The sequence below is a fragment of the Leptolyngbya sp. BL0902 genome (genome assembly GCF_016403105.1).
Classification (GTDB): Bacteria; Cyanobacteriota; Cyanobacteriia; order Phormidesmidales; family Phormidesmidaceae; genus Nodosilinea.
On record NZ_CP046155.1, the window covers coordinates 709,697 to 730,617 of the forward strand.

The following is a 20,921-nucleotide window of genomic DNA, read 5'->3' on the forward strand; positions in this document are numbered from 1 at the left end:
ACCTAGGATGCCGCCACCAGGGAAGGCTCTACGGCGCTGGCCAACTGCCGCAGCATGGTGGCCGTGGTCTCGAAGTCCACACAGGCATCGGTGATGCTTTGGCCGTAGGTGAGTTCCCGCAGGTTGTCGGGGATGGGCTGGTTGCCCGCCTTCAGGTGGCTTTCAATCATCACCCCCAGAATGTGGCGGGAGCCACCCCGCACCTGGCTGGCTACGTCCTCCAGCACCGACACCTGGCGGGTGTGGTCTTTGTTGGCGTTGGCGTGGCTGCAATCGATCATCATGCGGTGGTTCAGCTTTAGCTTGGCCATTTCTTCGGCGGCTTTGTCCACGTGGGCTTGGCTGAAGTTGGGGCCACCCTTGCCGCCCCGCAGGACGAGGTGACAGTCGGGGTTGCCCGTGGTGGTGACGATACTGGCCAACCCATGGTGGTTGATGCCCAGGAAATGGTGGGGCTGGCTGGCGGCGACCATGGCATTCTCCGCCGCTTGCAGACTGCCGTCGGTGCTGTTTTTGAAGCCGATGGGCATGGATAGACCGGAGGCCATTTCTCGGTGGGTTTGGCTTTCGGTGGTGCGGGCTCCAATGGCTGTCCAGGCAATCACGTCCGCGATGTACTGGGGCGTGACGGGATCCAGCAATTCCGTGGCCGAGGGCAGACCCAGGTGGGCCAAATCTAGCAGCAGCTTGCGGGCGAGGCGTAGCCCGGTGTTGATGTCGTAGCTGCCGTCGAGGTGGGGATCATTAATCAAGCCCTTCCAGCCCACGTTGGTGCGGGGTTTTTCAAAGTACACCCGCATGATAATTTCGAGCTGGCCCGATAGCTCGTGGCGCAGGTTCACCAGCTTTTGACCATACTCGTAGGCGGCATCCACATCATGGACAGAGCAGGGGCCAACAATCACCAGCAGGCGGCGATCCTCGTTGTAGAGAATGTGGCGAATCCGATCCCTAGCCTCAGACACCAGCGCCGCCGCCTCATTGGTCATCGGTAGCTCGTGGTGCAGCAGGGCTGGGCTAACGAGGGGACGGGTCTCAACAACATGAAGATCTTGGGTTTGCTGCATAGCCATGGCCTAGGGGAACGTGCAACGGAAAACAAATTGAGCCTAACGCACCCAGGGACCTGGAACCGTCGGGCTGATGGAAAGGTTTTTAAATAGTAACGTACGCCACTGGGTCGTCTGAGGGGATCGCTAGGTTCCTGCGGCCCTCACCCTAAATCCCTCTCCCAACTTGGGAGAGGGACTTTGAAGAATCTTCCGGCTCCCCTCTCCTTCCTGGGAGAGGGGTTGGGGGAGAGGGCTCAACCATGGCAGGATCTACTGGGCCGATGAAACTAAGGATGGGGCGGTGACGCTTTCGGGTTGGCCGAGGGCGGGGAGCATTTCTACGGCGGTGTTGTTGAACAGCACCATGGTGGTAGAGGCGTTTTCCTCGAAGCCAATGCGCTGGTAGAAGCCCTGCTGGCGTGTGGTCATCAGATAGACCCGCTCCACCCGGCTCATGTGGGGATGGCTGAGCAGGGTTTCCACCATTTTGCGGCCCAGTCCGCCACCCTGGTAGGCCGGGTCGATCACCACATCCCAGATGGTAGCCCGAAACACGCCGTCGGAGGTGGCCCGCGCAAAGCCCATCAGTACCTCACCATCCCAGGCTGTGACCACCGGAAAGCTGTGGGCAATGGCGGTGGCCATGTCGGCCTCCGTGCGATCCTGCGCCCAAAAGGCCGCTGTCCGAAACAGGCGAATGACCTGGGCCATGTCGGCCTCAGAGAACTGGTCGGCATACTTGAACTGAATGGTGCTGCAATCCATCAGAAACCTGCTGTTCCCGGTACGGGCTATGGGTGGGTAGACGAAAGACTATAGATGGACAGAGAACTGCCAAGGGTCGTTTCCTCAGGGCAAGCCAGGGAGTAGAGAAGATTGGCAGTGGAATCACAGAGGCGGACAGGGGAAAGCTGAGAAACGTGAACTTTCTCTAGTCAGAATAAACAGATTTTCTGAATAGTGGTATACCAAAACGGAAATTTTCTTGACATTGTCAGGGCTTCCTTATATCGACCTGGCATTGCATGGGCTCCTAGATCCCCCAGAGAGGATGGGCTTGGGGTGTAGATGGGTGCTCGCGAACCCAGCCTTGGGAGGAGAAGGCACTCCCGCTAGACGCAGGGCACGGGCGGGAGATGCTGCGGTGAGGCTGATTGTGGGGGAGTAGGTTAGATGGCCAAGCCAAGCTGTAGGCCCAGGAATGCATGGATGAACATGATGCCCAGGGCAACGGTGCCTAGGTAGGCGTGGACGGTGCGGAGAATGGGCTGTCCGCCGCCAAACTTGGTGATGGAGATGGCTCCATTGGTGCCCAGCAGCCCAATGACTAGGGTACCTGTCCAAAAGTGGGCGCTTTCAAACAGGGGTTGACCCTGCATCACCAAGGACAGCACGCCCCCGGTATATCCCAGGGTGATGAAGGTAAACATCCACAGGGCAAGGCGCTTGTGAATGGTGCGCTGCTCGGCCATTTTTTCGGTGTCGCTGCCCAGCCGCCCCTGCCAGCCTGCCCAGGCCGTGTAGGAACCCATCACAAAAATCACAATGCCCATCATCAGGGGGTGGCCCCAGTGAACAATGGGTTCGGGGGTGCCAAATCCGGCAAACCAGTCGGCAATGGGCTGTAAAACGCCGCGAATCGTCTCAACCATCATGGTCTCCTAACTCCTAAACTGCATTCAGTGCATGGTGCAGTGAACTCTCTTACCGTGCCATATTTTGGGGTTGCTAGGGATGATTTGGCCCCCAGGATGGGAACCCTGATGCCCGTGGGAGAGGTCGGGTAGGGCAGGGGTTTGATACAGTCGATACAGACATTCCCCAAGGGTTCTATGGCTGGTTCTGACACGCATTCTTTGGATCCGGGTGTGTTGTGGAGCAAAATCCAGCACCAGACCCGCCACGCCCTGGCCTGTGGGGCACTTCAGCCGATCCACACCGAGTATGAGTTTGTGGAGCAGGGCGGTATGCGGTTTTTGGTGCGGGTGCTGGCTAATTTAAAACTCAAGGAGCAATACAACCGCACCCAAATGGTGCAGCATCGGCAAGGAAAGCCCGTCAATCCGTTTTTGCCCTACGACCCGGATTTGTTTGTGGCGGATTTATCCGATAGCCACCTGTGCCTGTTGAATAAGTACAACGTGGTAGATCACCACATCCTGATTGTGACGCGGGCCTTTGAGGAGCAGGATACCTGGCTCACCTCGGCTGACTTTGAAGCCCTGGCCCTGGGCATGGCGGAAATCGACGGCTTGGCCTTCTACAACGGTGGTCGCCTCGCCGGAGCCAGCCAGCGCCATAAGCACCTGCAACTGGTGCCCCCGCCCCTCTGCCCGGATGGTAGTCCTCTGCCCGTAGACCAGGCTATTGCTCCCCTGCTCTTGGGGGCTAGCGGCGATCCCCAGACCATCGCCGTCTACCAGCATCCCCAATTTCCCTTCCCCCACGCCATTGCCAGACTCGAAGGCCCAACGCCCAACGCCCAAGGGTTGCTGGCCACTTACCATGCCCTGCTCGACCATCTGGGGGCAGACCGCCGCGCCGCCGCGACAGAATTTCCCTACAACCTCCTCGCCACCCGCCGCTGGATGATGGTGGTGAGCCGCCGCCAGGAGCATTACCGATCTATTCCGGTGAATTCCCTAGGATTTGCCGGGTCGCTGCTGGTGAAGAGCCATGAACAACTGGCTCTGCTCAAAACCCTTGGCCCCATGACGATTTTGCAGGGGGTGGCGGCAGCGGCGAATTAGGCCATTTGGCTGGCGGCGAGGGCAATGGCCGCAGGATAGATCCGGTGCTCCTGCACTTGGATGCGGGCCTGGAGGGTGTCTGGGGTATCGTCTGGCAGTACGGGCACTACCGCCTGGATAATAATCGGGCCACTGTCCACCTTCAGTTCGACATGGTGAACCGTGCAGCCCGACACTTTGACCCCCGCCGCTAGGGCTTGATCAACAGCGTGGATACCCGGAAAGCTGGGCAGCAAGCTGGGGTGAATGTTCAACACTTTGCCAGGAAAGGCATCAATCAACACCTGGGTGACGCAGCGCATCCAGCCCGCCATAATCACCCAATCGGCCCCGTGGGCCTGGACGGTGCTGATGATGTCCTGGTCGAGGGCTTCCCGGCTGGGGTAGTGGCGATGGTTGAGCAACACCTTGGGCAGGCCCAGTCGTTCTGCCCGCTCGGCTACCTTAGCCTTGGGGTTGTTGTAGATCACCACCTGCACCTGGGCGTGCAAATCGCCTTGGGCAATGGCCGTAGCGATGGCCTCCAAATTGCTGCCATTGCCCGACGCCAGCACCGCCAGCTTCAGCGGTTCTGAAAAACGAGGCCAGGGCGAGGGCGGCAGCGGGGACAGAAGAGCCAAATCGGGGTCAAGCATCATCAGGGCCTTGGGCGCATGAAAAGTAAGCCATTTACGGCCATCATCCTAGCGGGAATAGGGGCCAGACGCGAGTTTTCTACGGATTCCGGCTAGAAGCAAGCGTTCCGAACGACCGGACGACCTAACGGCGGCGACGACAACGCTCCGAGCAGTATTTCACCTCGTCCCAGCAGTCGGCCCACTTTTTGCGCCAGGTAAAGGGCCGCTGGCAGACGGGGCACAGTTTCGTGGGTAGATCGGCCTTAGCACGCTGTTTTGCCATTGGTTAGCGGTTGTTTTCGTCCCAGGCAGGGTGAGACAGCAGAGAGGCCATCATCCGCACGCCGCGCAGTTGGTTAGACAGGGGCAAGTGGCCATCGGGGGCGCTGAGATCCCAAATAAAGCCGCCGGGATAGCGCGTCCAAATGTTGTCGTCTTTCCAGGCGATACGAGGCCAGAGTTTATCCCAGTTTTGGCCCAGCCCCAGCCACAGGCGACGCTGCACCGAAAAGCCAAACTTGCCTTCGGAATAGATTTGCCAGAGCCGATCAAGGGTCTGCAAGTCTAGGTTGGGGAACATCTCCACTTCGGTGAAGTAGACCCATTTGCGCTTGACGGCGGTGGGGCCAGCCAACTCACACATTTTGACCAGGGTGAGGCGGTCGGCTTCCTGAAAATCTTGGGCGATCAGGCAATCTTGAATGGGGGAATAGTCGATCTCGGCGGCGGAGGGCATAGGTACGCGACCGTCCGGCCAGGTTTCGGCCAAAAAGTCTTGCAGGTCTTCCTGTTGGGTGGCGTAGAGCACCTGCACCATGCGGCCATCCAGCAGGGTGGGCGGCGCGTCTTTGCGGTTTAACAGGGTGGTTTTGAGGGTGTCTAGACCGTCTGCGCCTAGGGCCACCAGTTCGTGAACCGCCGAGAGTTGCCGCTTAAGGGAATCGCCCTGAAGCTGTTGTCGCAAGTCCTCCAATGTGCCGCTTTCCGAAACCATAAATCCTTAAATGCCATGCACTGTGAAACTGCCCTTTTCAATGATATGGCAATATCGGCGGTTTCTGGGGTTGGGCCTAGGGTTGGGGCAGGTCGGGCAGGGGATGGCTGAGGAAGGCGTATTCTTCGACCACTTGGCCACCGATTAGGTGTTCTTGAATGATGCGCTCAATCACCGATGGGGTGGCGCTGTGGTACCACACGCCATCGGGATAAACCAGCAGAATTGGCCCCTTTTGGCACACCCGCAAACAGTGAACCTTGGTGCGAAAGATGCTGGTGGGCCGCTCGGCGGTGGGAATGTCTAGCTTTAGTTCCTTGAGGCGGTTTTTCAGGTAATCCCACGCCTCCAAGCTGGCGGCTTTGTCGCAGCACTTGGGGATGGATTGATCGGCGCAGATCAACACATGGCGCTGAATGCTGGTGAGGGCCAGGGCATCGACACTCTGCTGGAGAACACCTTGCTGGAGGGCCGTTTCCGAGGTTGAGGAAGCGGGGATAGGAGAATTAGTCATCGCGGTTAGGATCGTCGGACGGGATGGGTGATGGGGAATCGTCGGGGGTGGTGGATTCGACGACATCGGAGAGTTCGACAGAGTTCTTGGACTTGGCAGCACTCTCCGAAGGGGCGTCCTTAGTGGCGGACGGGGTCGCCTCTACCGTCGCGGCTTCTGCTTTTGCGTCTACTGCAGCGGAACTGAGGACGGGGGCTGAACCTGAATCGGTCTGAGGTGTGTCGGATTCCTTGGCCGCTGCTTTAGGAGCGGTATCCAGATTTTCGGGCACCACGGGGGAGGTGGGCCGCACCCGACGGATGGGTAGGTTAGCAATCAGGGCGGTCATGCGCTGGTCGCTTTCTAGGTTAAATTCCAGGTGCTCCTGATCCAGTTCCACGTAGCGCGACACCACCTCCAAAATTTCCTGGCGCATTTGCTCTACCAGGTCGGGGCTGAGGTCGGTGCGGTCGTGGGCGAGGACAAACTGAAGCCGTTGCTTGGCCGACTCCCGGCTGGTGGGGGTGCGGTTGCGGTTAAAGAGTTTATCGAGCAGGTCGCTGAGCATGGGGACGGGGGCTGTGAATGACATCGAACACCGAGGGCAGGGGCGGAAGCGGGTTTGTGGGACGTTCTAGATGGGGGAACACTAGACTACAGCTACAGCTTGCAAGCGATGGATTCCAGGGGATGGCCTCTGCGCTACAGGCTCCAAACCTAGGACGATTCCCGGAACTTATCCCCGCAAAAAACGACGAATGCGGCTAAAGATGTCGTCGTGGGTGGCGGTGAGATCGAGCAGGGGCACCTCTTCCCCCAGTAGCCGCCGAGCAATGTTTTGGAAGGCCATCCCCGCCATGGAGAGCTTCTCATCCAGCACCAGGGGTTCGCCCCGGTTGGAGGACACAATCACCCGCTCGTCGTCGGGAATCACCCCCAACAGCGGCACCGCTAGGATATCTAACACATCGCGCACGGACATCATTTGGTCTTCCTGCACCATGGCGGGTTTGAGGCGGTTCACCAGCAGCTTGGTGTATTTCACGTCGCTGGCCTCCAGCAGGCCCACCACGCGGTCGGCATCGCGCACGGCGGACACCTCCGGCGTCGTCACCACAATGGCTTCGTTGGCGGGGGCAATGGCGTTCTGAAACCCCAGCTCAATCCCCGCCGGACAGTCGATGATCACAAAGTCGTACTGGCCCTTCAGCCCCGCCACCAGTTCCTTCATTTGGTCGGGGGTGATGGCTTCTTTGTTGCGGTTTTGGGCCGCTGCCAGCAGGGCCAAGTTGGGCTGGCGCTTGTCTTTTACTAGAGCTTTTTCGATGGTGCAATCCCCTGCCAACACATCCAGGGCGGTGTAGACAATGCGGTTCTCTAGCCCCAGCAGCAGATCGAGGTTCCGCAACCCAAAGTCGGCATCGATTACCACGACCTTTTGGTTGCGCTGCGCCAGGGCCATGCCCAGGTTGGTGGTGCAGGTGGTTTTGCCTACCCCGCCCTTGCCAGAGGTCATTACAATGATGCGCGTCATAGGCTAACCCAGCGTTCTACCGTCTAAACTTTACAACTCCAACGAATTTTACGAGGAATTTACACAACCGAGACATCCGGTTTCAGAATCCTTCGTTGTATGAAGTTTGGCCCCGCGCCTGGGGGAATGTGCGTAAAGGCACCGCAAGAATTGTATCTAAAGGGTTAGATAGCTCAGGAATTTGGGTACACCAAAGGTAGACCCGCTATCCTTAGCCAACGAACAACAGCCAACGAACAACGGCGGCGGTCGGGGGGGGATCCGGGGCCAAAACCAAGGGATAGCCGATCAGCCGTAGTCCATCAACCGTAGGGATCAGGAGTGAAGTATGGTGGTTAGCCTTGATGGAGAGCTTGTTCCTTCTAAATCTCAGGGCGTGGTAGATCTCGCCCGGTTCTCAGCCCACGAACAGCTTGTCCTGCGGCAGGGGGAGGTGTTAATTGTGCCCCAGTCTCGGCCCCAGGAACCCGCAGCGGTGATGGCCCATATGTACGTCCCGCTAGATCGCTCCCACATTTGGCCGCAAATCACCAGCTATCGGCGCTGGACGCAGTTTTTCCCGAATATTACCCACAGTGAAGTGCTGGAGTCCGTCAAAACCGCCGGACAGCGCTACCGCCGCCTGTACCAGGTGGGACGCAAGGGGTTCATGATGATGACGGCCCAGGTGGAAATCTACCTTCAAGTATTTGAAACCGCCTGCGAGCACGTTCAATTTCGCCTAGAGCAAGGCACCTTCTCCTACTTTGACGCCGATCTGCACCTGCAAGACATGGGCGAGGGTACCCTGCTCACCTACCGCGTACAGGCGGCTCCTACCATCCCCGTGCCCACCTTCCTGATCGAGCAGGGCATGAAGATCGACCTACCCGGTAACATGAGACAGATGCGGCAGGTATTGTGTCAGGGCTATGGCGTGGGTTAAGCGGCTACGAGGTACGTTTTGGCTGGGGTTGGGCTACTTGCTGTCGCCCCTCTCCTGGTGGAATGACCTGATTTTTAACTTTCCCTTGGCCTACGGCTTTGCCTATCTAGTAACCTGGGGCCATCGCGATGGGTTTTGGGCGGCCACGGTGGTGGGCTACTGGCTGTCCAACGTGCTGGGCATGGTGATGATGCAGTGGGGCACCACAGATATTCTGTTCACCGACCAGCCCCGCAACTGGAAACGAGGTCTGTGGGTAGGCTTGGCAAGCTCCACCGCCTATACCTTGGCGATTGCAGGGCTGGTGTATTTTCACATCCTCAATCTGCCGGATTTTCTGGCTGTGGACTAGTGGTAGCGTTCCACAAAGGCCCGTCCGGCAGACATGGCCGCACTGCTGGTGGTATAGAAGGTGCCATCGCTGAGGACGTCTAGGGTGGGGTTCACCAGCCAGCATTGGTAGCCGTTATCCTTGGAGTGGCTAACGCCGATGATCCAGCCCGCCATGGCCGATAACTGCACCACTGCCTGGTTGTCCATAGTTGTCTCCTCCGCCCGACCTCGGCCATAGCGCTGTGCGAAGGCTATGGTTCAGACGCTTAGGGCGATTGTGAACTACCCGTATTAAGCCAGGTTTTTGCTTAAACGACCAGGATCGTCTACTTTTATTTGGTTTTATGGGGATATTGGGTTGGATGGGGAGCCTTGCGGAGTCACGTCTGCCCTACACCCGGAAGGGTTCAGATTCGGGGGTAAATTCGATGGGCAGCACCGCTTCCACGTTTTCTTGGGGGTTGGGAATGATGACGTGGGTGGTGACTTCGGCGTAGCCCGGACAGGCACTCGCCGCTTCTAGCCCTGCGGCCACCGCCCGATGCACTTCACCAATGGGGCCGCGCACCGCCACAAACTGCCGCCCACTTTCCGAGCGGTCATACTTGGTCAATGTCACCCGTCCGGCCTTGACCATGGCATCGGCAGCGGCCAGCACCGCCGGAAAGGTTTGGGTTTCAATTACGCCAACCGCAATGGTCATGGGAGGTGTCCTTGGTGGGTAGGTGGATTAACAAAACGGTATACAAACTATACCCTGAGGGCTAGACCTTAATACCGCTGGGTTCTCCGGGGGCGGCGATGATCCGATCACAGCCAGATTCGGGCTTGGCCCAGTCGCAATGGCAGTCCTTGGGATCGCCCCAGCAGAGGGTGAGGTACAACTCTGTTTGCGCCGCCGCTATCTCGGCCCATTCACAGGTCGCTATCAGGGGGTCTACCTGGTCGAGGTCGGTGGGCTGGGGTGGACGCCCCGCCAACCACAGATGTAGGTTGGGGATGGCATTGCGCCAAAATTGGATGATGGCAGGCTTGGCAGCGGTGAGGGCCAGCTTGTCGTCGGGGATGGCAATCAGTTGGGGATGCAACTCTGGTACCCGCAGGCTATGACCCTGGAAATGGCAGGTGTTCCACACTAAACCCGACACGCCATGCTGACGCTGGTAGCTGTGGATCTGCGACCGAAAGTCTTGAATGGCAAACACCTTACTGAGCTTGTCGGCCCCTAGTGCCTTGGCAATCACCGGGTTATCCAGCCGCTCATGGGAAGACAGCACCACCCGCTCCCCTCGCCAGGTGGCCCGCAGTTCTTGATCTAAAAATGCCAGCAGTTGTTCGGTGGTGTAGGTCATGGTTGGCCTTTGCCGTGGTGATACCAGGGGAGCGATCTGCCTCGCTGGGTATGCCCATCCTAACAAGGGATCCAGGGTAGTTTTGTTCTCCTCCTGTTGTTTTGCCTCCGACGTTGGCGGTTCGCACCCCCTGTTTGGCGATCAATCGCTATCTCACCAGCGCCATCCCACCAGCACCCCCTCAAGCTCAGCCCTACAATCGGGCCAGTCGCTCGGTTAACAGCCGATAGACACCATCCCCATGGACGGCTTCGAGAATGGTGGCATTGGCTGGGGTGGACTCGGTGGGGTGGGGGTTGGCCACGGTGCGGCCCAGGCAGAGGGGGCTGTCGGTTTCAATGGCCAGGTGCATGGGGCGACCGGAAAACAAATCGGGATTGAGAAGATAGGCAATCACGCAGGGATCGTGGAGGGGCGCACCTGCAACGCCATTGCCTTCGCCCTCCCGCTGACCGTAGTAGCGCAGCAGCCCAGCGGCAGCTTGGCCCACGGGGGTACCGAGGCTTTCCAGGGCGGCGAGGCGTTCTGGGGTGGTGATCACCTGGTGAGTCACGTCCAGGGGAATCAGGGTGAGGTTGAGCCCCGCTTCTACCACGATCCTGGCGGCGTGGGGGTCGGCATAGAGATTGAATTCGGCGCTGGGGGTGACGTTGCCCCGGCCTAGGGCACCGCCCATGGTGACAACGTGATCGATGGTTTGGGCGATCTCAGGGGCCTGAACCAGCGCCACCGCCAGGTTGGTGAGGGGGCCGAGGGTGGCCAGGGTGATGGGCGCTGGGGCAACTTTGCACTGGTGAATGAGGAAATCAACGGCGTGCTGGGGCAGCAAGGGCTGGGTGGGCTCTGGCAGGGTTGCGCCATCCAGCCCCGTTTGGCCATGGACATGCTCGGCGGTGACGGGGGCACGCAGGATGGGCCGAGGACATCCTGCGTAGATAGGAACCTCCCAGCGCTGGGCCAGTTGGCCAATGCGGCGGGCGTTGTACTGGGTCAGGTGTAGGGGCACGTTTCCCGCCACGGTGGTAATGCCCAGCAGGTCAAACTCATCGGGGCTGGCCAGGGCCAGGAGCAGGGCGATGGCATCGTCAACACCCGGATCGCAGTCAATAATGAGGGGTCGCCGTACCATGGGTTCGCTCCAATGCAGGATGATTGCCCCGTCGGGGAAAGGCGGTCTTCCACCCTCCGCAACGTCGATGGGCGGCTGCTACCGTAAGATAATCCTACGTTGTGTTGGGGGTTGCCTTGGCCCGGTTTGCGTCGTCCCGATTGGTATGGCTTGCGTTGGCGAGTGTGGCTCTAACGGGCTGTGCTGGCGGTTCCTTGGGAAATTCTCTGCAAAAATCCCTGGAAGCGGATCCCCAACTACAAACTCAATTTCCTGCCGACAATGAGGCCGCCCAGGCAGAATCGACCCCCACGATAGATGGGGCTGGCCCCTTGGCGGAGGCAGAACCCAACGCCGCCACAACGGCCCGACCCCAACCGGGGGATACGGCCTTTATTGGCCCTGCTGCCCCCCCAGGAGAGCGTGTGCCCAATGGCAATGGCGCTGCCGCTAGCCCAGGATCACAACCCGCCCAGATCGCCGATGCCAGTACGCTGCTTGACGACGTTCCTGCCGATCTCAAACCCTACGTGCAGGACTGGCTAACCCTAGGGAACACCGCTGGGGAGGGCTTTGCCGACATTCCCTTTCAGCCCAGCCGCACCATTAGCCGGGGGGAATATGCCCACTGGCTCTTTGCCGCCAATAATCAGTTCTACAGCGATCAGCCCACCAAGCGGATACGGCCCGGATCGCCCACCAGCACCCCTGCTTTTCAGGATGTGCCTCCCAGTCATCCCTACTTTGCCGCCATTCAGGGCTTAGCCGAGGCCGGAATCATCCCCAGCGCCCTCAGCGGTAATGCCGTCGCCGTCACCTTTCGCCCCGACGATCCCCTCACCCGCGAAAACCTGCTGCTGTGGAAGGTGCCCCTGGATACTCGCGCTGTTCTGCCCGTGGCCACGGTGGAGGCGGTGCAATCGGCCTGGGGGTTTCAGGATGCCGCCGACATTGAACCTCTGGCCCTGCGGGCGGTGCTAGCGGATCGTCAAACCGGAGACTTTGCCAATGTGCTGCGGGCCTTTGGATTTACCACGCTATTTCAGCCGAAACGGGCTGTATCCCAGGCCGAATCCGCTGCGGTACTCTGGCGCTTTGGCCACCAAACCGAAGGCGTCTCGGTACCGGATGTGATTCGCCGCACTGCCACCGATGCTCCCTCGGAGGCGGCCCGCTAGCCCCTGCATTTATCCCCCATCCACGGGAGCGTTTCGCGTTGCACACCCCACAAAAGAACGAACCTTTCTAACCCTAGGGTTTCCCTAGAAAATGTCAGAAAAGTTCGTTGTGAAATCGTTTTTTAGGAAACAGCTTGCTTGATAAAACTCGGCAAACTAAAGACCCTAGCTATTACAAAGCGCCCAGGTTAGCAAGGCCCAAAATCACCCCGGCTCCTAGCAAGTGGCCAAAGCTGGTGGTGCCTAGCACCGCGCCCACGCCAAAGCCGCCAAACAGGTTGGAGGAGGGCATCGCTGGCCCCACGCTGGGATATTTAATCGTGAATTTGCCAATGGCGATGGCCAAAATATTGCAGACAATCATCACCGCAGCCACCTTGGGGCTCCAGGTGAGGGTGGTGGGAACCACCGCGAGGACAGGGGCCGTTAGAACAGGTAGAAATGCCACAGGAATAACCTCCAAAACACAACCGAGATGAGCAGACGGCGATCACCCAGGGGGGGAAGGCCGATGGGTCAGGGTCGTCTATCCCCGGCTGGCTGGGCTACCAGGGGCATGACCGCTAGGCTTACTTTTCCACGGAGCTATGGATTTCGGTGAAGGGATGTTGCAAGAATTTACAATCTTGGAAAGTACCGACGGTAGATCTATGGAACATGCCTTAACCTGGTTCCCCCTGCTAGGAACGTTTATCTGGCTGGCCTGGGCGGGCTGGAATGAATATCAAAAGGTGCAAACCTACGAAGCCTGGGCCACCGGGGCCGAACGTAGCAAGTACGACATTCGCGCGGTCTTAGCCCAGCGGGGTACCACCCTCACCTGGGGTAAACCCACTCGCCAAGGCCCCATTGATCTGACCAGCGTTGCCCTAGAGAACATCGACACCATTACCCTGCATATCAACGGTGCGCCCGCCCCAGCAAACACCTTCGTTAAACGGGGGCAGCGGATTGAGCTAGCGCTGATTGACCGCCAGGGCACGACCCATCGGGTTCCCTTCATTGAGTTTCCTATGGCCCAACAGTGGAAAAAAGCCTTGCAGGAATCGCTACAGGCGCTAAAATCGGCATCATCTTAATGGCTCTGAGGCGCTGCCGACGCTGCTATGTCTGACGTTTCTTCTGTTTCCCGCGACCAACTTCAGGCCCGTCGTAAAACCCTACGCCGCCGCCGCCGCTTGTCCCTCAGCCAATCCCTTTGGCGCTGGTTGGCCATGGCAGGGCTGACGGGAGCGGCATTTTGGGGAGCTACCCGCCCCATTTGGCTAATCTACGGCCCCCACCAAATCCAGGTCAGCGGCAATGAGCGGCTCAGCGATGAAGCATTGCAGGCCCTAGTTCCCATTGACTATCCCCAGTCGCTCCTGAAGCTAGAGCCCGAGGCCCTGGCCCAGCAACTCCGCCACCGTGCGCCCTTGGTGGAGGTCAAGGTAAGTCGTCAAATGCTGCCGCCTCGGCTCAATGTGCAGGTGCGAGAGCGGGTTCCGGTGGCCGTTGTATTGCCAGCCCTAGGCTCCGAGGGAGAAGCCTCCGAGTATTTGCAGGCGGGCTTGATTGACGCCCAGGGCGCTTGGATGCCCACCTCTAGCTTTGGTTTACAGACCGCCAGCGCCGCCAACCTTCCCACTTTGCGCCTGCGAGGTCTCCAGCCCCACTATCAACGCTACTGGCCCCAGATCTATGCCACCATCCGCACCAGCCCCGTGGCTGTCCAAGAGTTAGACTGGCACGACCCCAGCAACCTGGTGCTCCACACGGATTTAGGTGTGGTCTACCTCGGCTCCTATGGCCCCGATCTTGAGCGCCAACTTGCCACCCTCGACCAAATGCGCCACCTACCAGATCAGGTACCCCCCGCTGAGGTGGCTCATATTGATCTGACAAATCCTGACCGTCCGTCTCTGTCCCTCGCGGCTCCCTCAGAGACCGAACCCAGCCCCGCAACGCCCTAAACGCCACCCAGAAAACAGGTCTAGCAATGAGCCCCAGGATAGACCCTCTACCTGGTGCTCTCGGGACTCGGGGGATCCTGTCTCAATCAGCGAAGATGCGATGGACTGCAACCGTCACAGATTGCATCACAATGACCTGGATCACCATCCCCCTGGATGATTTCGCCCACCGTACCGCCAATAATCTATTGCCTTCGGGGGCTACTTTTAGATTTTCTTTAGAAATTAGACAAAGCGGTCCGATTTTTGATTTCGTTTGTTTTTTTTAACTGAAGTAATCTATAGTTGTCTAGAATCAGCCAGGGTTAGCCAGAGTAGACCTCAGGGCTATTGTTCATCCTCTGTATTCAAAATTGCCTATGATTTTTGAGCCCCCAAGTTCTGGCGATTTTCCCAGTGGCAAACCTCGCTCCCACACCGACAACCACCTTGTCTCTAGCCCCGCCGACGATGGTACTTCGGTCGATGAACAGCCCGATGCTACCGTTCCAGTTTTTCACCCCATTGGAAGCCAGCCTAGTCAACCCAACGATGCTACCGCTATGCCCGGAGATACGCTAAACCACAACACCGCATTGCCCAGTAGCGTTGCTCGTATCAAAGTGATCGGGGTCGGTGGCGGTGGCTGCAATGCCGTCAATCGCATGGTTCACAGTGGGCTGACTGGGATTGAGTTCTGGTCGGTCAACACCGATGCCCAAGCCCTGGACATCGCCGCTGTTTCCAATACCTTGCACATCGGCCAGAAGCTCACCCGTGGGTTAGGGGCGGGTGGCAACCCCGCCATTGGTCAAAAGGCCGCTGAGGAGTCTCGGGAGGAAATCGCCGCTGCCCTCGAAGAGTCTGACCTCGTCTTTATTACCGCTGGTATGGGTGGAGGGACGGGCACCGGGGCCGCTCCCATTGTGGCCGAAATTGCCAAGGAAGCCGGAGCGCTCACCATTGGGGTTGTGACCCGTCCGTTCACCTTTGAAGGTCGGCGACGGATGACCCAGGCTGATGAAGGCATTGCGGCCCTCCAGGGGCGTGTTGACACCTTAATTGTGATCCCCAACGATAAACTTCTCTCCGTTATCTCCGAGCAAACCCCCGTCCAAGAGGCTTTCCGCACCGCCGACGACATTCTGCGCCAGGGGGTACAGGGCATCTCAGACATCATTATGATTCCTGGCCTGGTCAACGTGGACTTTGCCGACGTCCGAGCCGTCATGGCCGATGCGGGCACCGCCCTGATGGGGATTGGCGTGGGTTCCGGCAAGTCGCGGGCCAGGGAAGCAGCCATTGCGGCTATTTCCTCGCCTCTACTGGAAGCCTCCATTGATGGCGCGTCTGGGGCGGTCTTCAACGTGACGGGTGGTTCTGACCTCACCCTCCACGAAGTGAACGCAGCGGCGGAAATCATCTACGAAGGAGTGGATCCAAACGCCAACATCATCTTTGGGGCCGTCATCGACGAACGCCTGCAAGGGGAAGTGAGAATTACCGTCATCGCCACGGGCTTTAATACCCGCCCTGGGGTGCCGCCAGCAGTAGAAGCCGAGCGGGTTACACCCTTTAAGCGCAACCTTACCCCTCCCCCTCCTCCCCCTCCCCCTCCCTCTGGTGGTGGTGGCCTAGGCTCAGGGCTGGATATTCCAGACTTTCTCCAGCGACGACGCCCCAACAACCGCTAGGCGTTCGCCCCCACGAACGCGCCTTCAGAAAAGTAACGCCCCCGTAAACCGTCACGGCTTCTAGACTGTGACCTCGTTGAGCTGTGATCCGATGACTTCGTCTTCTAGGTACCCAGTCGCCCTCACTATCGCGGGTTCCGACAGCGGTGGTGGGGCGGGCATTCAGGCCGATTTGCGAACCTTTGCCTTCCATCGGGTTCACGGTACCAGTGTGCTCACCTGTGTTACCGCCCAAAATACCGTGGGCGTCACCCGAGTGGATGCGCTGTCTCCTGAGGCGGTGGTGGCCCAGATGGAAGCGGTGACGAGCGACATCACGGTGAACGCAATCAAGACGGGAATGCTGCTCAACGATGGCATCATTCACGCCGTGAGTGACCTGATTGGGCAACTCCCGCACCCCATTCCTACGGTGGTGGATCCGGTGATGGTGTCCCGCGCCGGGGCTCAGCTCATTGATGATGCTGCTGTTGCGACACTGACCGAGCGGCTGATCCCCCAGGCCACTATCCTGACCCCCAACCGCTACGAAGCCGAACTGCTGACGGGGCTTACCTTGGCTACCCTAGCTGACATGGAAGCCGCTGCCCGCCAAATTTATCAGCTTGGCCCCCAAGCGGTGCTGGTCAAAGGCGGCGGCATGGCCGACGACCTCAAGGGTACCGATGTGTGGTTTGATGGCCAGACTCTGGAGGTGCTCACCACCGAAATCGTCCACACCCCCAATACCCACGGCACCGGATGCACCCTTTCCGCCGCCATCGCCGCCAACCTGGCCCTGGGAAAACCTGCCCTAGATGCTGTGCGAGCCGCCAAACAATACGTCACCCAGGCTCTACACCATTCCCTCACCATTGGCCAGGGCCAAGGCCCAGTGGGGCACTTCTATCCCTTGCTAAGTCTAGATTCACAATCCTGAAGAGACTGTGAAACGGGAGCTATTCTAGGATGCCTCAACCCCCAACAGCCGCGCCACCACAGTTTCGATAGCGGGGGCGAGGGCTTGCAGCACGGGGGACAATATCACCACCGTACCTGCCGTGATGATGATGGTGCGGGCAATCATCAGGTTATCCCGCGAAAGCTGGAAGAACCGATCATCCCAGCGTTTAATTTCCTCCGCCAACTGCTGATCCCGGCGCTTCCCATCCTCCGTGAGTTGGTTCACATCAGTTGTGAGTTGATTGACATCGGCAGTGATGCGGTTTACATCGGCAGTGATGCGGTCTACTTTGATGCCGATGCGATCAATAGTTTCGCTGTTTTTAGCCACGAGGGCTTCGATGCGGTCTAGGCGGTCGTTGCTTTGGGTCATGGTTAAATCGCAGAAAACCCCGTGCCTACAGTATGCCAAAGGAACCTACGACCGAGGGATGATCCATCCTGGCAGAGGCTCCGACGTGCTTGTCTCGCGGGGCACTGCATGACAAAGACGCTACCGACCAGGATGGCGAACTGGCCCTTGCCTAGGCTTTTTCCATCAGCGCGATGTTGGAGAAGACAAAGTCTTGCACTTGGGGGCCGTTGTCCGTGGTGGTCTCGATGTGGCGGTGGGAGAGGATGTGGTAGCCACCCACGGCGTCGTAGTTGTCCTCGAAGGTGCTGAGGCCACCCTTTTGGGCTCCGGTTTGGGGATCGTGGTAGACAGAATCGTAGCGGTGGGAGAGGTAGCCCGCCCCGGTGTCGTGGCTGCTGAAGGTGTGGATGGTGACGACCACGCCGTGGATATGGCGATGCACCATGGAAACCTCGTTATCGCGGATGTGGTACTTGTCGCCCTCGGCTTTGCCGCCCATCAGGATTTCGATGGATCCATCGGCGAGGGTTTCGCCATAGCGGAAGGTGTTGGCCCCGTGGGTCGCTTCAAAGCTGCGGCGAACCCGGTGAATGGCCACTTCAAAAAGCTGGCCGTGGATGGCTTTTTGGGCGGCTTCATCCTCAATCCCGGTGACTTCCGGTTTTAGATCCGCGCCCACCTTGGCCTTGCCTGTGTAAACCTGGCCGTTGTCGGTAAAGGTGACGTCGGCGGTGTAGCCTGGAAAATCTTGATCCCAGGTGTAGCGGTTTTCGTAGGCGGCGCGAAACAGTTCCTGAGCCGCAATTTGGGTTCCAACCATGAAAAATCTCTCCGGTTAAAGCGTCGGGGCACCTAGGTCTTGAACAACGGTCTTAGCCACCGTTGCCTAGGTGGTGTGTTCCCTTAGCATAGCGAGATTTGCCCCCGGTCGCCGCCGTTGCGCCCTTGGCTTAGCGGCTGGAATAGGTGAGGGAACGCCACGCGAAATGGGGCAGGGCCAACATCCGTCGCCAGCGCCAGGGTTCTTGGTAAAGCCGATAGAGCCACTCTAGGTTGTAGCGGCACATCCAGCCTGGGGCGCGAGTTTTGACGCCTGCCCAAATGTCAAAGCTGCCGCCCACGCCAATCCAAATGCTGTTGGGGCACAGGTGGCGATGGTCGCGGATCCAAAGTTCCTGCCGGGGGACGCCCAAGCCTACCAAAATCACGCTGGGTTGCAAATCCGCCAGCCGTTGCAGAAAAGCGGGCTGTTCTTCGGGGCTGAGGAAGCCGTGCTGGGTGCCCACGATGCGAATTCCCGGTGCCTGACGCTGCCAATACAGGGCGGCGTGATCGGTAATGCCGGGGGCACCGCCATAGAAAAAGGCAGTTTCTGGCGCGGCCAACCGTTGCAACACTTGTCCAGCCATCTCAATGCCGGGGGTGCGCTCGACACGTTTGCCCTTGGCCCGAAAATAGAGGACGACCCCTGCGCCGTCGGGAATGACTAGGTCGGCCCCCAAAATAATCTGGCGGAGGGTTGGGTTGCTATCGGCCTGCATGGCCATTTCAGCGTTGAGGGTGACAACATGGGATCCTTCCCCCGCCCGATACTGGGCTAGCAGCCAATCTGGATAGTCTGCGCCCACATGGACAGGCAGCCCCATCACCTTCAGGGTTTTTACCGCATCCGACCGATTTGCCAGCACCATGGCCCTTTTCCTCACTCTGCCAGTGTTCTTGCCCCAGCCATCGCCCCAACGTCTTCCTAGAAGCGACGGAACCACCCTGGGAACGATGTCGATTAATCAATGTCGATTAACCATAGAGACCATACCTCGGAAGCGATCTGATTTGTTGCATTTCTCAACGATTTCCTGGGAATTTCATCATAGCCCTGCAACGGTGCAAGGTAGGATGAAACTCAACTAGACTCGATCCTCGGTTGGGAGAGGTTTTTAGCGCCATGACAGACCCCCTTGCTCCCCTTCCTATTACTTTGCCCCTGCCCGACGACGCCCAGCAGGAGGGGGAATGGTTGCGCTCGGTGCTGCTGCGGTGGCTGAATGCCGAATATCTGCCCGAACCCGCCAATGAGGCCATTGCCGAACGGGTGGCCCAGGTGTTTACCCGGCAGCGCATGGAGGGCGAAGACGACCTGGGTTCCCTGGTGATGGCCATTTTGACGGAACTGCAAGCCTTTGATTTTTCCCAAAGCTTCTATGGCGAGTTTGCGGTAGCCAATGCGGTGGGAGATTTAATTTGTGACCGCCTGGGCATTGATCGCTGCTGTGGTCGATCCAGCACCCTAGATGTCAACGAGGTTTGAGGCCAAAACCTTACGGAACGACACCGATTCCTCGGTGGTGCATTGCGACTCATCAGTCTCGTCAAGCCCTAACCGAGGCGCGATCTAGCCGCGAGCGCACCCTATAGTTCTGACTGTTGTCACGATAAATCTCACCTTATGCGGGTTGGGGTCTATGGTGCCTCTCGATCAAGACAACGCCCAAATCGGGGACGGTGGCCCTTAAGATAGGTTAGGTAAAAGACTGTTAAGCGCCTGCCATCAACCCCATGAGCCTAACCCTAAGTCCCGATTCCGTGCTAGAGGTGTTGCGTCCGGTTCAAGACCCAGAGCTGCAAAAGAGCCTGGTGGAACTGAACATGATCCGCAATGTGGCCATCCAGGACGGTGAAGTGAGTTTTACCCTGGTGCTTACCACCCCTGCCTGTCCCCTGCGCGAGTTTATTGTGGAGGACTGCGAGAAGGCGGTGAAAACCCTGCCGGGGGTGACGGCGGTGAAGGTGGATGTCACCGCTGAAACGCCTCAGCAAAAATCCCTGCCCGACCGCACGGGCATCGACGGCGTGAAGAATATTGTGGCGGTCTCCAGCGGCAAGGGGGGGGTGGGCAAAAGCACCGTGGCGGTGAACCTGGCCGTTTCCCTCGCCCAGGCCGGGGCCAAGGTGGGCTTGATTGATGCGGATATCTACGGCCCCAACGCGCCGATGATGATGGGCCTGAGCGATGCCAACGTGATGGTGCGCCAAGGGCCGCAGGGAGAAGTCCTCGAACCCGCCTTTAACCATGGGGTGAAGATGGTTTCCATGGGCTTTTTAATCGACCGCGACCAGCCTGTGATTTGGCGCGGCCCCATGCTCAATGGCGTGATTCGCCAGTTTCTCTACCAGGTGCAGTGGGGCGAACTGGATTACCTGATTGTGGATATGCCCCCCGGCACGGGCGATGCCCAACTCACCCTGGCCCAGGCGGTGCCCATGGCGGGGGCGGTAATTGTCTCCACGCCTCAGGATGTGGCGATTTCCGATGCCCGTCGGGGTTTGCGGATGTTCCAGCAGCTTCAGGTGCCTGTCCTGGGCGTGGTGGAAAACATGAGCTATTTCATTCCGCCCGATGCCCCGGAAAAGCGCTACGACATTTTTGGATCTGGCGGGGGCGAGAAAATTGCCGCCGACCTAGGCGTACCACTGCTGGGCTGCGTTCCCCTCGAAACCGCCGTGCGCGAAGGGGGCGATCAGGGGGTGCCGATTGTGGTGCAGTTCCCCGAATCCGCCTCGGCCAAAGCCTTGAAGGCGATCTCCCAACAACTGGCGGCAAAGGTGTCGGTGGCGGCGTTGGCTAGCTAAGGTATGGGGTCTAGCCTGGGAGCCCTAGCCTGT

27 protein-coding genes are annotated in these 20,921 nt (G+C 58.9%); 10 read left to right on the plus strand and 17 right to left on the minus strand.

All coding sequences use genetic code 11. The annotated features are described in order from the left end of the window. Positions 1-2 precede the first annotated feature (2 nt). The 3 genes from GFS31_RS03175 to GFS31_RS03185 all read right to left on the minus strand — a co-directional run bounded on the left by GFS31_RS03175 (position 3) and on the right by GFS31_RS03185 (position 2,707). Positions 3-1,067, minus strand: coding sequence for a 3-deoxy-7-phosphoheptulonate synthase (locus GFS31_RS03175; protein ID WP_198806831.1), 1,065 nt, complete (start codon positions 1,065-1,067; stop codon positions 3-5). Between the two features lie 255 nt (positions 1,068-1,322). After that, complete coding sequence (locus GFS31_RS03180; protein WP_198806832.1) at positions 1,323-1,817, minus strand: GNAT family N-acetyltransferase; 495 nt, start codon at positions 1,815-1,817, stop codon at positions 1,323-1,325. Between the two features lie 404 nt (positions 1,818-2,221). After that, entirely contained in the window at positions 2,222-2,707 is a 486-nt protein-coding gene (locus GFS31_RS03185; protein ID WP_198806833.1) for a DUF4079 domain-containing protein, read from the minus strand. 177 nt (positions 2,708-2,884) lie between these two features. Here GFS31_RS03185 and GFS31_RS03190 point away from each other — a divergent pair, with 177 nt between their 5' ends. Continuing rightward, entirely contained in the window at positions 2,885-3,802 is a 918-nt protein-coding gene (locus GFS31_RS03190; protein ID WP_198806834.1) for an ATP adenylyltransferase family protein, read from the plus strand. Here the strand turns inward: GFS31_RS03190 and purN are convergent. From purN to minD, 6 genes are all read right to left on the minus strand, one after another. Beyond that, positions 3,799-4,422 (minus strand): phosphoribosylglycinamide formyltransferase, encoded by a 624-nt coding sequence (purN, locus tag GFS31_RS03195; protein WP_263974895.1) that lies wholly within the window; start codon positions 4,420-4,422, stop codon positions 3,799-3,801. The genes GFS31_RS03190 and purN overlap by 4 nt on opposite strands. A gap of 139 nt (positions 4,423-4,561) precedes the next feature. Then, positions 4,562-4,702, minus strand: coding sequence for a DUF2256 domain-containing protein (locus GFS31_RS03200; protein ID WP_198806835.1), 141 nt, complete (start codon positions 4,700-4,702; stop codon positions 4,562-4,564). A gap of 3 nt (positions 4,703-4,705) precedes the next feature. Then, positions 4,706-5,413, minus strand: a complete 708-nt coding sequence (locus tag GFS31_RS03205) for a GUN4 domain-containing protein (protein ID WP_198806836.1) — start codon at positions 5,411-5,413, stop codon at positions 4,706-4,708. 76 nt (positions 5,414-5,489) lie between these two features. Beyond that, the gene (locus GFS31_RS03210) at positions 5,490-5,927 is read right to left on the minus strand and encodes a (2Fe-2S) ferredoxin domain-containing protein (RefSeq protein WP_225907550.1); all 438 of its coding nucleotides are present in this window, start codon (positions 5,925-5,927) and stop codon (positions 5,490-5,492) included. Beyond that, positions 5,920-6,498 carry a cell division topological specificity factor MinE gene (gene minE / locus GFS31_RS21560; protein ID WP_263974896.1) on the minus strand — a complete coding sequence of 193 codons (579 nt, stop codon included), beginning with the start codon at positions 6,496-6,498 and terminating at the stop codon, positions 5,920-5,922. The genes GFS31_RS03210 and minE overlap by 8 nt, the downstream gene beginning before the upstream one ends. Positions 6,499-6,642: 144 nt before the next feature. Beyond that, entirely contained in the window at positions 6,643-7,440 is a 798-nt protein-coding gene (minD, locus tag GFS31_RS03220; RefSeq protein ID WP_198806837.1) for a septum site-determining protein MinD, read from the minus strand. Between the two features lie 328 nt (positions 7,441-7,768). Between minD and GFS31_RS03225 the strand changes: the two genes are divergently transcribed. Both GFS31_RS03225 and GFS31_RS03230 read left to right on the plus strand, forming a co-directional pair. Further along, positions 7,769-8,365 (plus strand): SRPBCC family protein, encoded by a 597-nt coding sequence (locus tag GFS31_RS03225; protein ID WP_198806838.1) that lies wholly within the window; start codon positions 7,769-7,771, stop codon positions 8,363-8,365. Next, the gene (locus GFS31_RS03230; protein ID WP_198806839.1) at positions 8,352-8,717 is read left to right on the plus strand and encodes a hypothetical protein; all 366 of its coding nucleotides are present in this window, start codon (positions 8,352-8,354) and stop codon (positions 8,715-8,717) included. The genes GFS31_RS03225 and GFS31_RS03230 overlap by 14 nt, the downstream gene beginning before the upstream one ends. On the opposite strand, the gene GFS31_RS03235 is transcribed toward GFS31_RS03230, so the two are convergent. The 4 genes from GFS31_RS03235 to GFS31_RS03250 all read right to left on the minus strand — a co-directional run bounded on the left by GFS31_RS03235 (position 8,714) and on the right by GFS31_RS03250 (position 11,179). Continuing rightward, positions 8,714-8,905, minus strand: a complete 192-nt coding sequence (locus GFS31_RS03235) for a hypothetical protein (protein WP_198806840.1) — start codon at positions 8,903-8,905, stop codon at positions 8,714-8,716. The two genes, GFS31_RS03230 and GFS31_RS03235, sit on opposite strands and share 4 nt — an antisense overlap. Positions 8,906-9,089: 184 nt before the next feature. After that, the gene (locus GFS31_RS03240) at positions 9,090-9,401 is read right to left on the minus strand and encodes a carbon dioxide-concentrating mechanism protein CcmK (protein WP_198806841.1); all 312 of its coding nucleotides are present in this window, start codon (positions 9,399-9,401) and stop codon (positions 9,090-9,092) included. 61 nt (positions 9,402-9,462) lie between these two features. Beyond that, entirely contained in the window at positions 9,463-10,050 is a 588-nt protein-coding gene (locus tag GFS31_RS03245) for a hypothetical protein (protein WP_198806842.1), read from the minus strand. Between the two features lie 193 nt (positions 10,051-10,243). Continuing rightward, complete coding sequence (locus GFS31_RS03250) at positions 10,244-11,179, minus strand: nucleoside hydrolase (RefSeq protein WP_198806843.1); 936 nt, start codon at positions 11,177-11,179, stop codon at positions 10,244-10,246. A 164-nt stretch (positions 11,180-11,343) separates the two neighbouring features. Between GFS31_RS03250 and GFS31_RS03255 the strand changes: the two genes are divergently transcribed. Continuing rightward, the gene (locus tag GFS31_RS03255) at positions 11,344-12,336 is read left to right on the plus strand and encodes an S-layer homology domain-containing protein (RefSeq protein ID WP_225907730.1); all 993 of its coding nucleotides are present in this window, start codon (positions 11,344-11,346) and stop codon (positions 12,334-12,336) included. 172 nt (positions 12,337-12,508) lie between these two features. Here the strand turns inward: GFS31_RS03255 and psaK are convergent, their stop codons facing one another. After that, positions 12,509-12,784: a photosystem I reaction center subunit PsaK gene (gene psaK / locus GFS31_RS03260; protein ID WP_198806845.1), complete on the minus strand. Its 276-nt coding sequence runs from the start codon at positions 12,782-12,784 to the stop codon at positions 12,509-12,511. A gap of 202 nt (positions 12,785-12,986) precedes the next feature. Between psaK and GFS31_RS03265 the strand changes: the two genes are divergently transcribed. The 4 genes from GFS31_RS03265 (at position 12,987) to thiD (ending at position 16,880) form a co-directional block, all read left to right on the plus strand. After that, positions 12,987-13,415: a hypothetical protein gene (locus GFS31_RS03265; protein ID WP_198806846.1), complete on the plus strand. Its 429-nt coding sequence runs from the start codon at positions 12,987-12,989 to the stop codon at positions 13,413-13,415. Between the two features lie 207 nt (positions 13,416-13,622). Further along, positions 13,623-14,288, plus strand: coding sequence for a cell division protein FtsQ/DivIB (locus GFS31_RS03270; protein WP_410503868.1), 666 nt, complete (start codon positions 13,623-13,625; stop codon positions 14,286-14,288). Positions 14,289-14,830: 542 nt separating this feature from the next. Then, positions 14,831-15,961, plus strand: coding sequence for a cell division protein FtsZ (ftsZ, locus tag GFS31_RS03275; protein WP_198808017.1), 1,131 nt, complete (start codon positions 14,831-14,833; stop codon positions 15,959-15,961). A 91-nt stretch (positions 15,962-16,052) separates the two neighbouring features. After that, a complete protein-coding gene (gene thiD / locus GFS31_RS03280; RefSeq protein WP_198806848.1) occupies positions 16,053-16,880 on the plus strand; it encodes a bifunctional hydroxymethylpyrimidine kinase/phosphomethylpyrimidine kinase in 828 nt (275 codons plus the stop codon). 24 nt (positions 16,881-16,904) lie between these two features. Here thiD and GFS31_RS03285 read toward each other — a convergent pair whose 3' ends face one another. The 3 genes from GFS31_RS03285 to GFS31_RS03295 all read right to left on the minus strand — a co-directional run bounded on the left by GFS31_RS03285 (position 16,905) and on the right by GFS31_RS03295 (position 18,949). Further along, on the minus strand, positions 16,905-17,276 hold the full coding sequence (locus tag GFS31_RS03285; protein ID WP_198806849.1) for a hypothetical protein: 372 nt from the start codon (positions 17,274-17,276) through the stop codon (positions 16,905-16,907). Between the two features lie 151 nt (positions 17,277-17,427). After that, positions 17,428-18,078, minus strand: coding sequence for a DUF3386 domain-containing protein (locus tag GFS31_RS03290; RefSeq protein WP_198806850.1), 651 nt, complete (start codon positions 18,076-18,078; stop codon positions 17,428-17,430). 130 nt (positions 18,079-18,208) lie between these two features. Beyond that, the gene (locus GFS31_RS03295; protein WP_198806851.1) at positions 18,209-18,949 is read right to left on the minus strand and encodes a WecB/TagA/CpsF family glycosyltransferase; all 741 of its coding nucleotides are present in this window, start codon (positions 18,947-18,949) and stop codon (positions 18,209-18,211) included. Positions 18,950-19,203: 254 nt separating this feature from the next. Between GFS31_RS03295 and GFS31_RS03300 the strand changes: the two genes are divergently transcribed. Both GFS31_RS03300 and GFS31_RS03305 read left to right on the plus strand, forming a co-directional pair. Next, the gene (locus GFS31_RS03300; RefSeq protein ID WP_198806852.1) at positions 19,204-19,566 is read left to right on the plus strand and encodes a hypothetical protein; all 363 of its coding nucleotides are present in this window, start codon (positions 19,204-19,206) and stop codon (positions 19,564-19,566) included. Positions 19,567-19,814: 248 nt separating this feature from the next. Beyond that, positions 19,815-20,888 carry an Mrp/NBP35 family ATP-binding protein gene (locus GFS31_RS03305; protein WP_198806853.1) on the plus strand — a complete coding sequence of 358 codons (1,074 nt, stop codon included), beginning with the start codon at positions 19,815-19,817 and terminating at the stop codon, positions 20,886-20,888. The last annotated feature ends 33 nt before the right edge of the window (positions 20,889-20,921 follow it).

Bases quoted from the DNA above. Each gene is read 5' to 3' on its own strand.
- GFS31_RS03175 (WP_198806831.1), bottom strand. From the start codon at position 1,067: ATGCAGCAAACCCAAGATCTTCATGTTGTTGAGACCCGTCCCCTCGTT.
- GFS31_RS03180 (WP_198806832.1), bottom strand. From the start codon at position 1,817: ATGGATTGCAGCACCATTCAGTTCAAGTATGCCGACCAGTTCTCTGAG.
- GFS31_RS03185 (WP_198806833.1), bottom strand. From the start codon at position 2,707: ATGATGGTTGAGACGATTCGCGGCGTTTTACAGCCCATTGCCGACTGG.
- GFS31_RS03190 (WP_198806834.1), top strand. From the start codon at position 2,885: ATGGCTGGTTCTGACACGCATTCTTTGGATCCGGGTGTGTTGTGGAGC.
- GFS31_RS03200 (WP_198806835.1), bottom strand. From the start codon at position 4,702: ATGGCAAAACAGCGTGCTAAGGCCGATCTACCCACGAAACTGTGCCCC.
- GFS31_RS03205 (WP_198806836.1), bottom strand. From the start codon at position 5,413: ATGGTTTCGGAAAGCGGCACATTGGAGGACTTGCGACAACAGCTTCAG.
- GFS31_RS03210 (WP_225907550.1), bottom strand. From the start codon at position 5,927: ATGACTAATTCTCCTATCCCCGCTTCCTCAACCTCGGAAACGGCCCTC.
- minE (WP_263974896.1), bottom strand. From the start codon at position 6,498: ATGTCATTCACAGCCCCCGTCCCCATGCTCAGCGACCTGCTCGATAAA.
- minD (WP_198806837.1), bottom strand. From the start codon at position 7,440: ATGACGCGCATCATTGTAATGACCTCTGGCAAGGGCGGGGTAGGCAAA.
- GFS31_RS03225 (WP_198806838.1), top strand. From the start codon at position 7,769: ATGGTGGTTAGCCTTGATGGAGAGCTTGTTCCTTCTAAATCTCAGGGC.
- GFS31_RS03230 (WP_198806839.1), top strand. From the start codon at position 8,352: ATGGCGTGGGTTAAGCGGCTACGAGGTACGTTTTGGCTGGGGTTGGGC.
- GFS31_RS03235 (WP_198806840.1), bottom strand. From the start codon at position 8,905: ATGGACAACCAGGCAGTGGTGCAGTTATCGGCCATGGCGGGCTGGATC.
- GFS31_RS03240 (WP_198806841.1), bottom strand. From the start codon at position 9,401: ATGACCATTGCGGTTGGCGTAATTGAAACCCAAACCTTTCCGGCGGTG.
- GFS31_RS03245 (WP_198806842.1), bottom strand. From the start codon at position 10,050: ATGACCTACACCACCGAACAACTGCTGGCATTTTTAGATCAAGAACTG.
- GFS31_RS03250 (WP_198806843.1), bottom strand. From the start codon at position 11,179: ATGGTACGGCGACCCCTCATTATTGACTGCGATCCGGGTGTTGACGAT.
- GFS31_RS03265 (WP_198806846.1), top strand. From the start codon at position 12,987: ATGGAACATGCCTTAACCTGGTTCCCCCTGCTAGGAACGTTTATCTGG.
- ftsZ (WP_198808017.1), top strand. From the start codon at position 14,831: ATGCCCGGAGATACGCTAAACCACAACACCGCATTGCCCAGTAGCGTT.
- thiD (WP_198806848.1), top strand. From the start codon at position 16,053: ATGACTTCGTCTTCTAGGTACCCAGTCGCCCTCACTATCGCGGGTTCC.
- GFS31_RS03285 (WP_198806849.1), bottom strand. From the start codon at position 17,276: ATGACCCAAAGCAACGACCGCCTAGACCGCATCGAAGCCCTCGTGGCT.
- GFS31_RS03290 (WP_198806850.1), bottom strand. From the start codon at position 18,078: ATGGTTGGAACCCAAATTGCGGCTCAGGAACTGTTTCGCGCCGCCTAC.
- GFS31_RS03295 (WP_198806851.1), bottom strand. From the start codon at position 18,949: ATGGTGCTGGCAAATCGGTCGGATGCGGTAAAAACCCTGAAGGTGATG.
- GFS31_RS03300 (WP_198806852.1), top strand. From the start codon at position 19,204: ATGACAGACCCCCTTGCTCCCCTTCCTATTACTTTGCCCCTGCCCGAC.
- GFS31_RS03305 (WP_198806853.1), top strand. From the start codon at position 19,815: ATGAGCCTAACCCTAAGTCCCGATTCCGTGCTAGAGGTGTTGCGTCCG.